Here is a 13,590-nt window from a genome sequence, read left to right as displayed (position 1 = left end):
AGGCTTCTGCCCGGCGGGCGTGCGATAGGTTGCCCGGCGTGACTGAGCTTGGACCTGATGCCTGGCCACCCGCCTCGATCAGGACCGAGCGGCTCGTGCTCCGCGAGTCCGAGGCCCGGGATCGTGCGGCGCTCATCGAGTTGTTCGCTTCGCCGGAGGTGGGCGCCTACATCGGTGGTGCTCGGCCGCGTGACGAGCTTGAGCGCACGGTTCCCGAGGTGCCCGGTCGGCGCCCTGCCTTCTTCGTGGTCGATCTCGACGCGGCGATGATCGGCATGATCACGTTCGATCGGCGCGACGCGGAGCATCCGGGTCCCGCCCGTCCTGATGCTGGGGAGGCCTGGCTCGGCTACCTGTTCCTGCCGGAGGCGTGGGGACGCGGGTACGCCACCGAGGCGTGCGCGGCGGCGCTCGGCTGGTTCGCCGACACGCTTCCCGGCGAGCCGGTGGTGCTCTGCACCCAGGCTGCCAACGACCGCGCGATGCGCCTCGCCGCGAAGTTGGGGTTCACCGAGGTGGAGAGGTTCGAGGCGTTCGGTGCCGAACAGTGGTTCGGCGAGTGGTCCTCGGTCACACCGTCCGGTTGAGTTCGCGGCGACGGCGCGAAGGATCCACGAGGCCACCGATCGGCCCTGGGGCCTCGGCGCGCCGCCTGGCCTGGTGGAGCACGCCGCCAACCAGGTCCAACCGTGCCGATCCGGGCGGCGGATCGCACTGAGTGCCCAAGATGTGCCCCGGTGACGTCACCTTTCTCCGACGACCGGGGAGCAGACCGGGAGCGTGCGGGAGGTCGACCTCGCCTTCCAGCGGTCGCCGGGAGCACGACAGAACGCCTGCGCCCACCTCGCCGGTGACGATCCGCAGGCGCCTCTGGGGAGCAATGCGATGACCGACCTCGGCGTCCTCGTGCGTTCACCCAGCTCATGTGACTGCAAGCCGATCAGCGAGAGCACTCAGTGTCGAACAGGTTGCGGCTACCGAGGCGGGGCCCAACTCGCCGAGGCCGCAGACGCACCGCCATCACAGGTCGGTGCACGCTTACCGGGGATCTGAGTGTGTCTGGTGTCCAACGTCCGCGGGCAAGTCACACCACCATGCTGCCGGGCCTGCACGGATGACGTCGCAGGCAAGCACGACACCCGGCTTGGCACCATGCAGGTCGGCCCCTCGGAAGGGCCACCGCGAGCCATTGCGCCGGTCGGTGACCGGCCGTACACGCTCGGTTTATGCCCTGGGAGTTGGTGCTACTCCCCTGGGACGTGCTTCGGGAGAGGGAGACGCCGTGTTACCTGGTCGTGGGTCGAGGATGGTCGCACTTGGTGCGGGGATCAGCGCGGGGCTGGTGTGGGGGCTGGCGTTCGTGTTGCCCGACCTGCTGTCGGGGTGGTCGGCGGTGGCCGTCACGGTGGGCCGTTACCTGGCCTACGGCGTGCTGTCGCTGGTGCTCTTCGCGCTCGGCGGTGCGGCGGTGCGACGAGTGGCCCGCAAGCACTGGCGTCCAGCGGTCGCGTTCGGCGTAGCCGGCAACGCCGGGTACTACCTGCTGCTCGTGGTGGGCATCCAGACGGTGGGCGCGCCGGTCACCAACATGGTCATCGGCTGCATCCCCGTGGTGATGGCGGTGGTCGGCAACCGGACGACCCGGATGTGCCCGTGGCGCAGTCTGCTCGTCCCGGTGTCGCTGGTGGCCGTCGGGCTGGTCGTGGTCAACGCCCTGGAGATCAGCGGCGCGCAGGCCACCGAGCCCACCTCCACGACCACGAAGGTGCTGGGTCTGCTCGCGTGCTGCGGGGCAGTGGCGCTGTGGACCTGGTACGGCATCGCGAACGCCCGGTTCATGGCGGAGAACCCCGACGTGCCCGCCGGGCAGTGGGCGACGGTCGTGGGTGTCGCCACCGGTGTCGTCACGGTGGTGGCCCTCCCGCTGGCCCTCACGACCGGCCAGTTCGACACCGCGCCCGGCGCCACCGACGCACTGGGGTTCGTGGCGGTGGCGCTCGTGCTCGGCGTGCTGGTCTCCTGGGTGGCGACGTGGCTGTGGAACGCCGCGTCGGCCGGGTTGTCCCCCACCGTCGCCGGGATGCTGGTCAACATCGAGACGTTGTCGGGCTACACCTACGTGTACGCCGCCCGGCGCGAGTGGCCGCCACTGGGGCAGGTGCTGGGCTTCGCCCTGATCATCGTCGGCGTGGTGCTGGTGATCCGGTTGCAGAAGCCCGCCGAACAGGCGGCGGAACCCGCTGTCGTGGGACGGGGCGGCCGGTAGCCGCCCCGTCCCGCGATCAGATCACGCGGTCACGGGCGCCAGGCACACGGCCAGGAGACCGACCAGTTCGTCGCAGTCCGCGGCCGTGATGACCAGCGGCGGGGTGACGATCACGGTGCTGCCCGCCGTGGACACCAGCAACCCCGCTTCCCGGCAGCGCAGGCGCAGCTCCGCCACGGCCTCGGCGGGGAGTTCCAGGTCGACACCCAGCATGAGGCCGCGTCCCCGCACGCGGAGCACCGACGGCAACGCGGCCAGACCGGCGGTCAGCTGCGCGCCGCGGGCGCGCACGTTCTCCAGCACCACGCCGTCGGCGAGTTCGTCCAGCACGGCCAGACCTGCGGCGGCGGACACCGGGTTGCCGTCTGCGGTGGACCCGTGCGGGAACACGACGTCCGGGCGGGCGAGCGCGCCCGCCAGGATCTCGGCGGTCGTGGCGATCGCCGCGAGGGGCGTGTAGCCGGCGCTGATCGCCTTGCTCAGCAGCAGCATGTCGGGCTCCAGACCGAGTTCCTCGGTGACCGTGAGCGTGCCGGTCCGCCCGAACCCGGTCGACACCTCGTCGACGACGAAGTGGACGCCGTGCTCCCGGCACAGGCGCTGCACTTCCTCCAGGTATCCGGGCGGCGCCTCCAGCGCGCCGGTGCCGAGGATCGGTTCGAGGATGATCGCGGTGACCCTGCCGGGCCCGATCCGGTCGAGCGCGGTCCGCAGCTCCTCCATGTCCCACGGACGCACGTGGTGCACTCCGGGCACGAGGGGCCCGTGCAGCTCGTGCAGCTCGGGTTCACCGGTCACCGCGCTGGCCAGGCCACCGATGCCGTGGTAGCCGTCGTGCTGGGCGATGACCTGGCTGCGGTCGGGGTCGCCTTGGAGGATGCGGACGAACCGCGACAGGAACACCGCGCCCTCGACCGCCTGCGATCCGGTGCTGCACAGCCGCACGTGCCGCAGGTGCTCGGGCAGGACCGCGACCAGGCGCTCGGCGTAGCGCAGGCTCACCTGCGGCGGCTGGTCGTGGCGGATCAGCTGCGCCACCGGCAACTGGTCGAGCTGGGCGCGCACGGCGTCGGCGACGGCGGTGTTGGAGTAGCCCAGGCCCGCGTTCCACAGCGCCGAGCGGGCGTCGAGGTACCGGCGGCCCGCGGCGTCGGTGACGTGGCAGCCCTCTCCGGAGACCAGCGCGCGGTCGCGCACGTCCTCCGGAGAGGTCTTCGTGGTGAGCGCGTTGAACCACAACGCGTGGTGTTCAGTCATCGGTTCCTCCATTGGTGGACGACCTGAGCGCGGAGGCGAGCAGGTCCGGAAGTGCGGGGTGGGGCAGGAAGGCCGCGTTCCACAACGCGACGTGGCGCAGTCCTTCGGCCACGGACATGTCCCTGGTGCGGTCCAGGACCGACTTGACGCCGGCCACGGTGGCGGGCGCGTACGCGGCGATCCGTGCGGCGACGCCCGTCGCGTCCTCGACCAGCGCGTCGAGGTCGGGCAGCACCCTGGTGACCAGTCCCCTGGCCAATGCCTCCCCGGCGCTGATGTCGCGACCGGTGAGGGCGAACTCGCGGGTCGCGGCGGCGCCCACGATGTGCGGCAGGCGTTGCAGGCTGCCGAGGTCGGCCACGATGCCGATGCGGATCTCGCGCAGGGAGAAGGACGCGTCGGCGGCCGCCAGTCGGATGTCGCACGCCGAGACGAGGTCCAGTCCGGCGCCGACGCAGTCGCCGTGCACGGCCGCGATCCACGGCAGTCCGCTGCCGGCCACGGCGCTGATGGCCTCCTGCATCGCGGTGGCCTCGGTGAGCAGCCGCGCTGGCAGGGTGTCGGGGTGGCGGGTGAGGCGCCGGTAGTGCGGCAGGTACCAGCGCAGGTCCAGTCCGGTGCTGAAACATTCCCCGGCTCCGCGCAGCACGACCGCGCGCACGGCCTCGTCGGCGTCCAGCGCCGCCACCACGGCGGGCAGTTCGGTCCACACCAGACCGCCCATGGCGTTGCCGCCGCCGGTGCCGCGCAGCACGACCGTCGCGACACCGCGGTCCACTTCGATCGAGAAGGTGCGGAACTGCACTGGCGGTCCTCCCTTCAGCTCAACGAGTGGAAGCCGCGCTGGTGCAGCACCAGCGGCGCGCCCGTGGCGTCGACGGTGTGCCACGTCGGCGCGCCCACGAGCAGGGCGTGGTCGGCGTAGGCGAGTTCGTCGCGCAGGTCGCACACCACCGCGGCCGCGGCGTCGGCGAGCAGGGGGACGCCGTTGACGGTCCGCGTGGGCACGTCGCGGAACCGCTCGTCCTGCGGGCCGGTGGCGAAGCGGTCGCAGAGCACCCCTGCCGGGCACCGAGCACGCTCACCCCGAACGTGCCGGATCGGCGGATCGCCGCGAGCGTGCCGCTGCCCAGGGCCAGTGACACCAGCAGCATCGGTGGTCTGACGGACAACGACATCATCGCGTTGACGGTGCACCCGGCGGGCGCGCTGCCGTCGGTGGTCGTCACGACGGTGACACCGGTCGGCCACTGGGTCATGAAGTCCCGGAAGGACAACTCCTCGGTGTGCATGGTGTTCCTCTCCCCCGCCGTGGTCACACGGGTTCGGGTTGGGCCGGGAGGTGCGCGAGCGAGCGCGCGATGTCCTCCTCGGTCACCTCGATGTCGACGTCCACCCGACCGTCCAGGTAGGACCGGTAGGCGGCCATGTCGAACAGCCCGTGGCCGCTGAGGGAGAACAGGATCGCCGGGGACCGCCCGTCGCGGTCGGCCTTGGCGGCTTCGACGACGGCGCCGTGCACGGCGTGCGCGCTCTCCGGGGCGGGCACCACGCCCTCGGCCCTGGCGAACAGCACCGCGGACTCGAAGACCTCGCGCTGCTGGTAGGCCACGGCTTCCACGAGGCCGCGGTCGTACATCGCGCTCACGATCTTGGCGGTGGCGTGGTAGCGCAGGCCGCCAGCGTGCATGCTGGGCGGGACGAACCGCGATCCCAGCGTGTACATCTTCTGCAACGGGTTCTGCTCGGAGCTGTCGGTGAAGTCGTAGGCGTAGCGGCCCCTGGTGAGCTTCGGGCACGCCGCGGGCTCCACGGACACGCAGCGGGTCGGGCCGAATCCGGGGCGCAGGAACGGGAAGGCGAGCCCGGCGAAGTTGCTGCCCGCGCCGAGCCCGGCCACCACGATGTCCGCGTGCTCCCCGTGCTCGGCGAGCTGTTCGTGCGCCTCCAGGCCCATGACCGTGTTGTGCAGCAACGAGTACGTCTCACCGCTGCCCGCGCAGAACCGCGTCCCCGGTTCCTTGGTGGCCTCCATGGCCTCGGCGAGCGCGATGGACAGCGTGCCGGAGTGCTCGTCGGTGAACCGGCGGCCCGCCCCGGTGGTGTCGCTGGGGCTGGCGATGACGGTCGCGCCGAGCATCTCCATGATGGTGCGCCGGTGCGGCTTGTTCTCCAGGCTGGTGCGCACCATGTAGACCACGCACTCCAGGCCGAACATGCGGCACGCCGTGGCCACCGCGGTGCCCCATTGGCCCGCGCCGGTGGCGACGGCGAGCCGTTTCGCGCCCGCGGCCTTGTAGTAGTGGGCCTGGGCGATGGCGGTGTTGAGCTTGTGGCTGCCGGAGGGGTTGTCGCCCTCGTACTTGTAGTACAGGCGGGCGCGGGTGCCCAGCGCGGCCTCCAGCTCCGTCGCGCGGCGCAACGGGGTGGCGCGCCAGCGGGCGTAGCGCCTGCCGACCTCGGCGGGGATGGGGATCCAGCGCTTCCTCGACATCTCCTGGCGGATCAGGCTCAACGGCACCTGCGGGTCGAGCCGGGCGCCGTCGCGGTAGGCGGGCGGCGGCAGGTCGGGCGGCAGGTCGAAGTCGAGATCGGCCAGGATGTTGTACCAGGCCTCGGGCGCTTTCACCGGTCCTCCAGCGGGTGGGGCGCGACCGCGAGGGCGAGCGCGCAGGGGAAGTCGACGTCGGGCAGGTTCCACCGCACCCGGTGCCACGAGCCGTGGCGCCGATCGGGGTGGACGGGGATGCGCCACGGGATCGCCGCGAGGCCCATGCCGATGGCTTTGACGCACGCTTCCTGCACGGCCCAGACCCGGCTGAACACCGCGGCCCGGTCGGGTCGGGCCAGCACGTCCTCGGCGTGGGCGCCGCAGCAACGGCGGACCAGCCGGGCGTCGAGCGGCAGCGGCGGGTCGGCGACGTCGACGCCGATCCCGCCGTCGGTCCACACGGCCGCGGCGGTGTGGGTGCCGGTGTGCGAGATCGACACGTCGAACCCCCGGCCCAGCACGGGTTTGCCGCGCGGGGTGGTCCGCATCGGGGCCGAGGCGGCGGCGGAGCCCAGGACTTGCGCCACGAGGTCGCGCAGCAGCGAACGGCCGCGCAGGAACTCCTCCGCCCGGTGCGGGCCCATCGTCGCCGCGGCCGCGTGTTCCTCCGCGTCGGCGTAGCGGGTGCCCGTGTCGGCGGCCGATGACACGAGCACGTGCACCGGCGCACGTCCGGGCAGCACCGGCACGATCAGGACCTCGGCGTCCGTCACAGCGCCAACCCGACGGACCGGTCGACCAGCACGAGTGCGCCGTTGGCGGCCAGCAGCCGGTCGTTGGCGTAGTTGAGCGAGGCCGAGCGCAGGTCGCGGAACAGCCGTTCCAGCGGCAGCGCGCCGTCGCGCAGGTAGCCGTGGCGCAGGCCCACGACCTCCACGAGGGCGTCGACGACGGCGAAGGAGCGTTCGGCGGCGTGCACCTTGAGCCCGTTGAGGCGCAGCTGCACGTCCGGTGCCTCCGGGTCGGACGCCAGGCCGGTATCGCGGACGACCTGGGCCAGCAGGGCGGCTGTCGTGTCGAGGTCCAGGCGCACCCTGGCCAGCCGGGAGCGCAGCAACTCGGAGTCGACGTCGAACTGCTTGCGCCCGGCCGGGCTGCGCACCAGCTCCACCACGGCGCGCAGGGCCGCTCGCGCGGCACCGAGCCAGCACGCCGCCCACGCGATGTGGCCCACCGGCACGAACGTGCGCAGTGCCACGTCGCGGAACCCGCCCCGTCCGCCGACGAGCGCGGTCTCGTCCACGCGGCCGGACAGGTGCAGCGGTCCGCTGTGCGTGCCGCGCATGCCCATCGGGTCCCACGAGTGGTTCTCCGCCGGGGTCGCGGTCAGCTGCTCGCGGTCGGCGTAGACCAGTGACACCTCGCCGTCGTGCGCGGCGGCGTCGTCGCGCATGGTCATGAGGAACCCGTCGGCGTGCGAGCCGCCGGTGACGATCGGTGCGTCGCGGTCGATCCCGATGCCGTCCTCGTCGCGGTGCAGCGGTGCGCGTGCGGTGAGCAGGTGGCCGCCCTTGACCTTCTCGCTGGTCACGGAGGCGATGTAGACCTCGCCCGCGGCCAGTCGCGGCAGCAGTCGCGCCCTGAGTTCGGGTCCGCCGTGGATGGCCAGCGCGGCGACCTGCTGGCAGTGCATCGCCCAGATCATCCCGGTGGACAGGCAGGCGCCGGACAGGTCGGCGGCGACGCGCACGAGGTCGTCCAGACCGCCGCCGAGTCCGCCGTGGCCGGTGGGCACGAGCAGGCCCATCAGTCCGCTGCGACGCAGCGCTCGCAGGGGTTCCACGGGGAACACGGCGTCGGTGTCGACCCGACGGGCGTGGTCGCGCAGCACCGGCAGCACAGCCTCGACGCGCTCGGACAGGGTGATCGCGGTGGCGGTCGTGGCGGTCACGACGAGCTGCCCGCGGATGTGTCGACGGCGCTGCTGACCGCGTCGTGCAGGCTGGCACGGGTGGCGAAGGTGTCACCGGTCATCATCTCGTCGGGCAGGACGACGCCGAGTTCGTCCTCCAGGTCGAACAGCAGCTCGACGGCCTGCATCGAGTCCAGACCGAGTTTCTTGAGCGGCTCGTCGGGCGCGAGTTCCTGTCCGTCGGGCAGGTTCCTCAGGTGGCGCCGCAGCACGGTGTCGAAGTCCTTGTCTTCCACGGGTGTCGTCCTTTCATCCACTGTGGACAGAGGTGGAGGTGCGGGTGAGGGTGAGCCGGGTGACGTCGAAGACCTCGCCGCCGCGCAGCACCACCTCCGCGGGTGGGGTGTGACCGAGGAAGGCCAGCAGGCTCGCGGTCAGGCCGTAGGCGCCGACGTTGGGCACGACGAGCAGGTCACCGGGGCTCACGCGCGGGACGCGGACGTCGCGGCCGAGGGTGTCCAGAGGTGTGCACAGCGGGCCGACGAGGGTGGCGGTGACCACGTCCGCGGCGTCGCCGCCGACCACGTCGGGTGCCACGCGAGGCAGGCGCCGCAGCCCGGACATCCCGCCGAGGTGGTTGACGCCGCAGTCCAGCACCACGAACGTCTCCCCCTTGGACCGCTTGACGTCCACGACCCCGGCGAGCAGCAGGCCGGAGTCGGCGACCAGGTGGCGTCCGGACTCGAACGCGATCAGCGGGGCGCCGCCGCGCCAGCCCGGCAGCCGGTCGTCGAGCACGCGGGTGAGCCGGTCGGCCAGACCGGGGAACCGGGGGCGGGCGCCGCGGTGGGCGTAGGGTGCTCCGAAGCCGCCGCCGAGGTCGACCTCCTCCAGGTCGCCGAGGTGCCCGATCATCCGCGCGGCGAGGTCGATCGCCATCTCCAACTGGTGGGCCAGCGCGTCCTCGTCCATGAGGTTGCTGCCCATGTACAGGTGCAGGCCGGTGACGGTGGCGGTCTTGTGGCCGCGGAACTCCTCCGGGCGGGCGGCGACCCAGCCCGCGTCCGCGCCGAACTGCGACGCGGTACCCGTCATCGTCAGTCCCGAACCCGCTGCGGCCTCGTCGGCGTTGACGCGCAGCAGGCAGGAGGTCCGCACGCCGTGGCGTTCGGCGTGGTCGCCGACCCGGCGCAGGTCGGTGGGCGAGTCCACGGAGAACCGGGTGACGCCGCGACGCAGCGCGTGGTCGATCACGCGACCGGACTTGCCGGGGCCGGTGAGCATCACCGCGTCGGGGCGCACGCCCGCGGCGAGCGCCGCGTCCACCTCGCCATCGGAGCTGACCTCGGCGCGGCAGCCCAGCCGGGCCAGTTCGCCGATGACCGCGGGGTGGGGGTTGGCCTTGAGCGAGTAGTACAGGACGGACGGGTCGGGCAGCGCGGACCGCAGGTCGGCGTGCGCGGCCGTGACGGCGTCGAGGTCGTAGACGTAGGCGGGCGTGCCGAACCGCGCGGCGATCTCGGCGGGGGTCATCGCAGCGCCAACCGCTCGGTGAGGGCCTTCTTGTCGATCTTGCCGTTGACGCTGAGCGGCAGGTCGGCGAGCACGTGGTACTGGCCGGGCAGCTTGTGCTCCTCCAGCCGGGCGCCGAGCTCGTCGACGAGATCCCGCTCGGGGATGTCGCCGGTGACGGCCAGTCGCGCCACGGGGCACTGCTCCCCCGGCGGCAGGACGGCGGCCAGCTCCACTCCCGGCACGTCCAGGGCGGCGGCTTCCACCTCCAGCGAACTGACCCGGAAACCGCGCTGCTTGTAGATGTCGTCGGTGCGGCCGATGAAGTGGAGGTGGCCGTCGGCGTCGAAGCGGCAGCGGTCGCCGGTGAACAGCACCGGCTGACCGAACTCGTCGCGCCGGAACCGCTTCGCGGTCAGCTCGGGAGCCCGCCAGTACCCTGCCATCACGTGCTGGCCGCGCACGACCAGTTCGCCGATCTCCCCTGCGGGCAACCGGTTCCCGTCGCCGTCGACCGCGTAGGCCTCGGTGCCCGGCAGTGGGGTCCCGGCCGAGCCGGGCCGGGTCAGGTCGGAGTTCGGTTCGGCGATCGACACGCGTTTGCACTCGGTGAGCCCGAACATCGCGACCACGTCCAGGCCGGGGATCGCGTCGCGCAGCCGGGCGGAGGCGGTGGCGGGCAGCGCCGCGCCGGTGTTGGTGACCAGGCGCAGCCTCCCTGGCGAATGGCCCGCGCGGTGCACGAGCCTGCCGAGGGTGGCGGCGAGGCTGGGCACCAGCGGGAACACCGACACCCGGTGCTCGATCAGCCGGGTGAGCAGCGCGGGTCCGGCGTCGGCGTCGTCGGCGATCACCAGGCACGACCCCGCCTGGCACGACAGGTACATCTGGTACTGGCCGTAGTCGAAGGACAGGGGCAGGCAGCAGAACACGACGTCGTCGGCCCGGTAGCGCAGCCGCTCCTGGATCGCCGCGACGGCGAACCGGACCTGGGCGTGGGTGGAGACGACCGCTTTGGGCATGGCGGTGCTGCCGGAGGTGTAGATGAGCGCGACCGGATCGACCGGCAGGCACGGCGCGCCCGACGGCGGGGCGCCCGCCGGTTCGTCGGGCAGTTCGCCCAGGTCGTCGCCGGTGAGCACCACGGCGGGTTCGCTGTCGGCGAGGATGTGGTCGAGGTGGTAGGGGCGGACGCGGTCGCTGAGCACGACGTGCAGGGCGCCGAGCCGGGAGCAGGCGTACACCAGCGCGGCGGTCTCCGGCGCGTGCGGCGCGAGCACCAGCACCCGGTCCCCGCGGCGCACCCCCTTGGCCCGCAACCACTCCGCGCACGCGAGGGATTTGCGCAGCAGGTCGTGATAGGTCCAGATGCGGTCCCCCCGGCGCACGGCCGGGGCGTGCGGGGTCAGCGAGGCTCGCTGGTCGAGCAGGTCGTGCAGCAGGCCGGTCACGGGGTCGCCTCCGTCATCGGGGTGGCGGTCGCGGCCGCCAGCAGGTCGGTCAGGGATTCCAGGGACTCGAACGCCTCGGGCACGATCAGGTCCGCGGGCACCTCGACGTCCAGTTCGGACTCCAGCCGGTCGAGCACGGCCACCACCGCCAGGGAATCGAAGCCGGGCAGGTCGAACAGCGTCGGCGTCGTGCGGGTCGCGGAGTCGGGCACGCCGAGCACCGCGCCCACGGCCGCGGCGACCCGCCCGGTCAGCTCCTCTCGGGACGGCATCACGACTCCTCGCCGGTGACGAGCGCGGGTAGTTCGGCGCGGGCGACCTTGCCGGTGCTGGTGCGCGGCAGGTCGGCGACGACGTGCACGGCGCCGGGAACCATGTAGCCGGGCAGGCGGTCACGGCAGTGCGCGACCACGTCCGCGGCGCTGGGCGCGCGGTGGCCGGGCCGCGGCACCACCAACGCGTGCAGCCGGGTGGTCAGCAGGGGGTCGGGTACCGGCACGACGACCACCTCGGCCAGGTCGGGGTGGGTGCCGAGGGCGGTTTCCACCTCGCCGATCTCGACGCGGTAGCCGCGGGTCTTCACCAGTCCGTCGCGTCGGCCCAGCAGGTGCAGCAGACCGTCGCGGTCCCTGCGGGCGATGTCGCCGGTCCGGTAGAACGGCTTCTCGCCGTCGGAGGTGGTCAGCACGACCGTCGCGGTACCGGTCAGGTCCGGTCTGCCGAGGTAGCCGGGCGTCACGGATGGACCGGCCACGACGAGTTCACCCTCGGCGGGACCGGAGAACGACGCGGTCCCGTCCGCCGCGAGCAGCGCGATCAGCGCGCCGTCCACGGGACGCCCCACCGGGATCCGCTCCTCGGGCCGTGGCGGTCGGGTCACGACGTGGCTGGTGATCACGTTGGTCTCGATCGGGCCGTAGAGGTTGGCCACGGTGGCCGCCGGGACCGCCGCCATCAGGTCGGCCAGCGCCGCGGCGCGGAACTCCTCGCCCGCGTAGAGGATCTGCTTGAGCGCGGGTAGCCCGTCGGTGGGCAGCGTCGAGCGGGTGAGCAGCGCGGTGAGCGCGGAGGGCACGGCGTAGAGGTGCGTGATCGCGCGGTCGCGCAGGAACCGGTGCAGCGCTTGGGGGAACAGGGCGACGCGTTCGGGGACCGGGTGCAGGGTCGCGCCCGCGGCGAGCCCGACGTACACGTCGTAGACGGGCAGGTCGAAGTGCAGCGGCGCGTGCACGGCGACCTGGTCGCCCACTTCGATCGGGAAGGCGCGGCGGGCCCAGTCCACGAAGGCGCCCGAGTTGGCGTGGGTGATCACGACACCTTTCGGGGTGCCGGTCGAGCCGGAGGTGTAGAGGACGTAGGCCTCGTCCGGCAGGGGTCGTTTCGCGGTGGCGGGCCCGACGTCGAGGTCCAGCGCCAACGCGCATCCGGCGTCCTCGACGATGAACCGCTGCCGGTCGATCGGCGCGGAGGCGTCGACGGGTACGTAGGAACAACCCGCGCGCAGGACCGCCAGCATGGCGATAACGGTGCGGGGCTCCTTGCCGCTGAGCACCGCGACCCGTGCGTCGCGGCCCACCCGGTCCAGTACCGAGGCGGCAAGTCCCTCCACCGCGGACACGAGGTCGGCGTAGGTCGTGCGTCGGCCACGCGCGTCCACCAGCGCGACGGAGTCGGGGTGGCGCCGCGCGGCGTCGTAGACGTGTCGCAGGATGCTCATGGCCGCACGTCCTCGCTGGTGCGCAGGATCCGCTGGGCGGTCTCGAACTCGTGGTCCAGGGCCCGTTCAACGGCCGCGAGCACCGAGGGTGGGGCCGCCCGGCCCGCGTGCACGCGGCGCGACGCCAGGTAGGCCATCTCGGTCGCGCGCCGCCACGCGGTCACCACCTCCGCGTCGAAGCGGGCGGGCAGGTCGTCGAGACCCGCCTCGCGGAGTTGGGGGCGCACGTCGAGTAGCCACAGCTGGTGCAGCGACCGGTTGCGCGACAACAGCCATGTCTGCAACGACAGGTGTTCGACCGCGCGCGCGTCGAGGTGGCGGTGCCCGTCGACCAGGCGGGCGAAGGCGCCGTCCTGCGCGGCCGCGACGATCTCGGCCGCGTTGGCCAGGACTTGGACGCACACGTCGATCGGCTCGGGCTCGCCGATGGCGGCCAGCACCGCCCACGACCCGCCGACCAGTGCGGTGGCAAGGTCTCCCACCGAGACCTTGCAGGTCTGGGGTGTGGCCCGACCGTAGGAGGTGGTGTTGTCATATGGATCGACCACGTGCACGACCGGTTCGCGGATACCGTCGGTGGAGTCGATGCCCTCCACGACGAACCCGTGCTCCATGTGCTCGTTGCCCGCGTAGGGCAGCCAGGGCAAGTGGTAGGCGTCGCCCACCACGAGGACCGCCCTGCCGCCGCGCAGCGCCTCGCTCCACGCGTCGACCGCCGCCGCCACGTCACCGTCGATCCGCTGCCACAGCGGCACGAGCCCGGTGCGCCGAGCGAGCTGCGCCGACTGGTCGGCCGGCGGTAAGGCACACCGGGGCAGGCCTCCCACGTCCTCGACCAGGCAGAAGTTCCAGTTCGCGGCGAAGGGCGAGCGCACGTCGACCACGCCTGCTTGGGCGAGCAGCAGGGCCAGGTCGTCGGACACGCAGTCCAGGTGTGCGGAATCCACTTTGCGCAAGTAAGCCGCGCAGGGCGCATAAGAATGC

General features: G+C 72.5%; 14 protein-coding genes and 1 pseudogene. 2 read left to right on the top strand and 13 right to left on the bottom strand.

Features of this window, described 5'->3' with window-relative positions; genetic code table 11:
- Positions 1 to 38 precede the first annotated feature (38 nt).
- Positions 39 to 587, top strand: coding sequence for a GNAT family N-acetyltransferase (locus RM788_RS44525; protein ID WP_315926690.1), 549 nt, complete (start codon positions 39 to 41; stop codon positions 585 to 587).
- A 719-nt stretch (positions 588 to 1,306) separates the two neighbouring features.
- Positions 1,307 to 2,266, top strand: coding sequence for a DMT family transporter (locus tag RM788_RS44520; RefSeq protein ID WP_315926688.1), 960 nt, complete (start codon positions 1,307 to 1,309; stop codon positions 2,264 to 2,266).
- A 21-nt stretch (positions 2,267 to 2,287) separates the two neighbouring features.
- Here RM788_RS44520 and RM788_RS44515 read toward each other — a convergent pair whose 3' ends face one another.
- From RM788_RS44515 to RM788_RS44460, 13 genes and pseudogenes are all read right to left on the bottom strand, one after another.
- Positions 2,288 to 3,523 (bottom strand): aminotransferase family protein, encoded by a 1,236-nt coding sequence (locus RM788_RS44515; RefSeq protein ID WP_315926686.1) that lies wholly within the window; start codon positions 3,521 to 3,523, stop codon positions 2,288 to 2,290.
- The gene (locus tag RM788_RS44510) at positions 3,516 to 4,328 is read right to left on the bottom strand and encodes an enoyl-CoA hydratase-related protein (protein WP_315926684.1); all 813 of its coding nucleotides are present in this window, start codon (positions 4,326 to 4,328) and stop codon (positions 3,516 to 3,518) included. Before RM788_RS44510 ends, RM788_RS44515 begins: the two co-directional genes overlap by 8 nt.
- A gap of 14 nt (positions 4,329 to 4,342) precedes the next feature.
- Positions 4,343 to 4,582 carry a flavin reductase gene (locus RM788_RS44505; protein ID WP_315926682.1) on the bottom strand — a complete coding sequence of 80 codons (240 nt, stop codon included), beginning with the start codon at positions 4,580 to 4,582 and terminating at the stop codon, positions 4,343 to 4,345.
- 14 nt (positions 4,583 to 4,596) lie between these two features.
- Positions 4,597 to 4,782: pseudogene (locus RM788_RS53210) on the bottom strand (flavin reductase); the annotation flags it as partial.
- Between the two features lie 56 nt (positions 4,783 to 4,838).
- On the bottom strand, positions 4,839 to 6,152 hold the full coding sequence (locus tag RM788_RS44500; protein ID WP_315926680.1) for a TrpB-like pyridoxal phosphate-dependent enzyme: 1,314 nt from the start codon (positions 6,150 to 6,152) through the stop codon (positions 4,839 to 4,841).
- Positions 6,149 to 6,787, bottom strand: a complete 639-nt coding sequence (locus RM788_RS44495) for a 4'-phosphopantetheinyl transferase family protein (protein ID WP_315926678.1) — start codon at positions 6,785 to 6,787, stop codon at positions 6,149 to 6,151. Before RM788_RS44495 ends, RM788_RS44500 begins: the two co-directional genes overlap by 4 nt.
- Entirely contained in the window at positions 6,784 to 7,965 is a 1,182-nt protein-coding gene (locus RM788_RS44490) for an acyl-CoA dehydrogenase family protein (RefSeq protein WP_315926677.1), read from the bottom strand. The genes RM788_RS44495 and RM788_RS44490 overlap by 4 nt, the downstream gene beginning before the upstream one ends.
- Positions 7,962 to 8,222 (bottom strand): acyl carrier protein, encoded by a 261-nt coding sequence (locus RM788_RS44485; RefSeq protein WP_315926675.1) that lies wholly within the window; start codon positions 8,220 to 8,222, stop codon positions 7,962 to 7,964. The genes RM788_RS44490 and RM788_RS44485 overlap by 4 nt, the downstream gene beginning before the upstream one ends.
- Positions 8,223 to 8,235: 13 nt before the next feature.
- Positions 8,236 to 9,459, bottom strand: a complete 1,224-nt coding sequence (locus RM788_RS44480; protein WP_315926673.1) for a type III PLP-dependent enzyme domain-containing protein — start codon at positions 9,457 to 9,459, stop codon at positions 8,236 to 8,238.
- Positions 9,456 to 10,889, bottom strand: coding sequence for a class I adenylate-forming enzyme family protein (locus tag RM788_RS44475; RefSeq protein ID WP_315926672.1), 1,434 nt, complete (start codon positions 10,887 to 10,889; stop codon positions 9,456 to 9,458). Before RM788_RS44475 ends, RM788_RS44480 begins: the two co-directional genes overlap by 4 nt.
- Positions 10,886 to 11,161 (bottom strand): acyl carrier protein, encoded by a 276-nt coding sequence (locus RM788_RS44470; protein ID WP_315926670.1) that lies wholly within the window; start codon positions 11,159 to 11,161, stop codon positions 10,886 to 10,888. The genes RM788_RS44475 and RM788_RS44470 overlap by 4 nt, the downstream gene beginning before the upstream one ends.
- A complete protein-coding gene (locus RM788_RS44465) occupies positions 11,161 to 12,606 on the bottom strand; it encodes an AMP-binding protein (protein WP_315926668.1) in 1,446 nt (481 codons plus the stop codon). The genes RM788_RS44470 and RM788_RS44465 overlap by 1 nt, the downstream gene beginning before the upstream one ends.
- Positions 12,603 to 13,529, bottom strand: coding sequence for a cysteine peptidase family C39 domain-containing protein (locus RM788_RS44460; protein ID WP_315926666.1), 927 nt, complete (start codon positions 13,527 to 13,529; stop codon positions 12,603 to 12,605). The genes RM788_RS44465 and RM788_RS44460 overlap by 4 nt, the downstream gene beginning before the upstream one ends.
- Positions 13,530 to 13,590 lie beyond the last annotated feature (61 nt).

Source organism: Umezawaea sp. Da 62-37, assembly GCF_032460545.1.
Lineage (GTDB): Bacteria > Actinomycetota > Actinomycetes > Mycobacteriales > Pseudonocardiaceae > Umezawaea.
The sequence above is the reverse complement of the archived record's forward strand: the minus strand, read 5'-3'. Positions and strand labels throughout refer to the sequence as shown.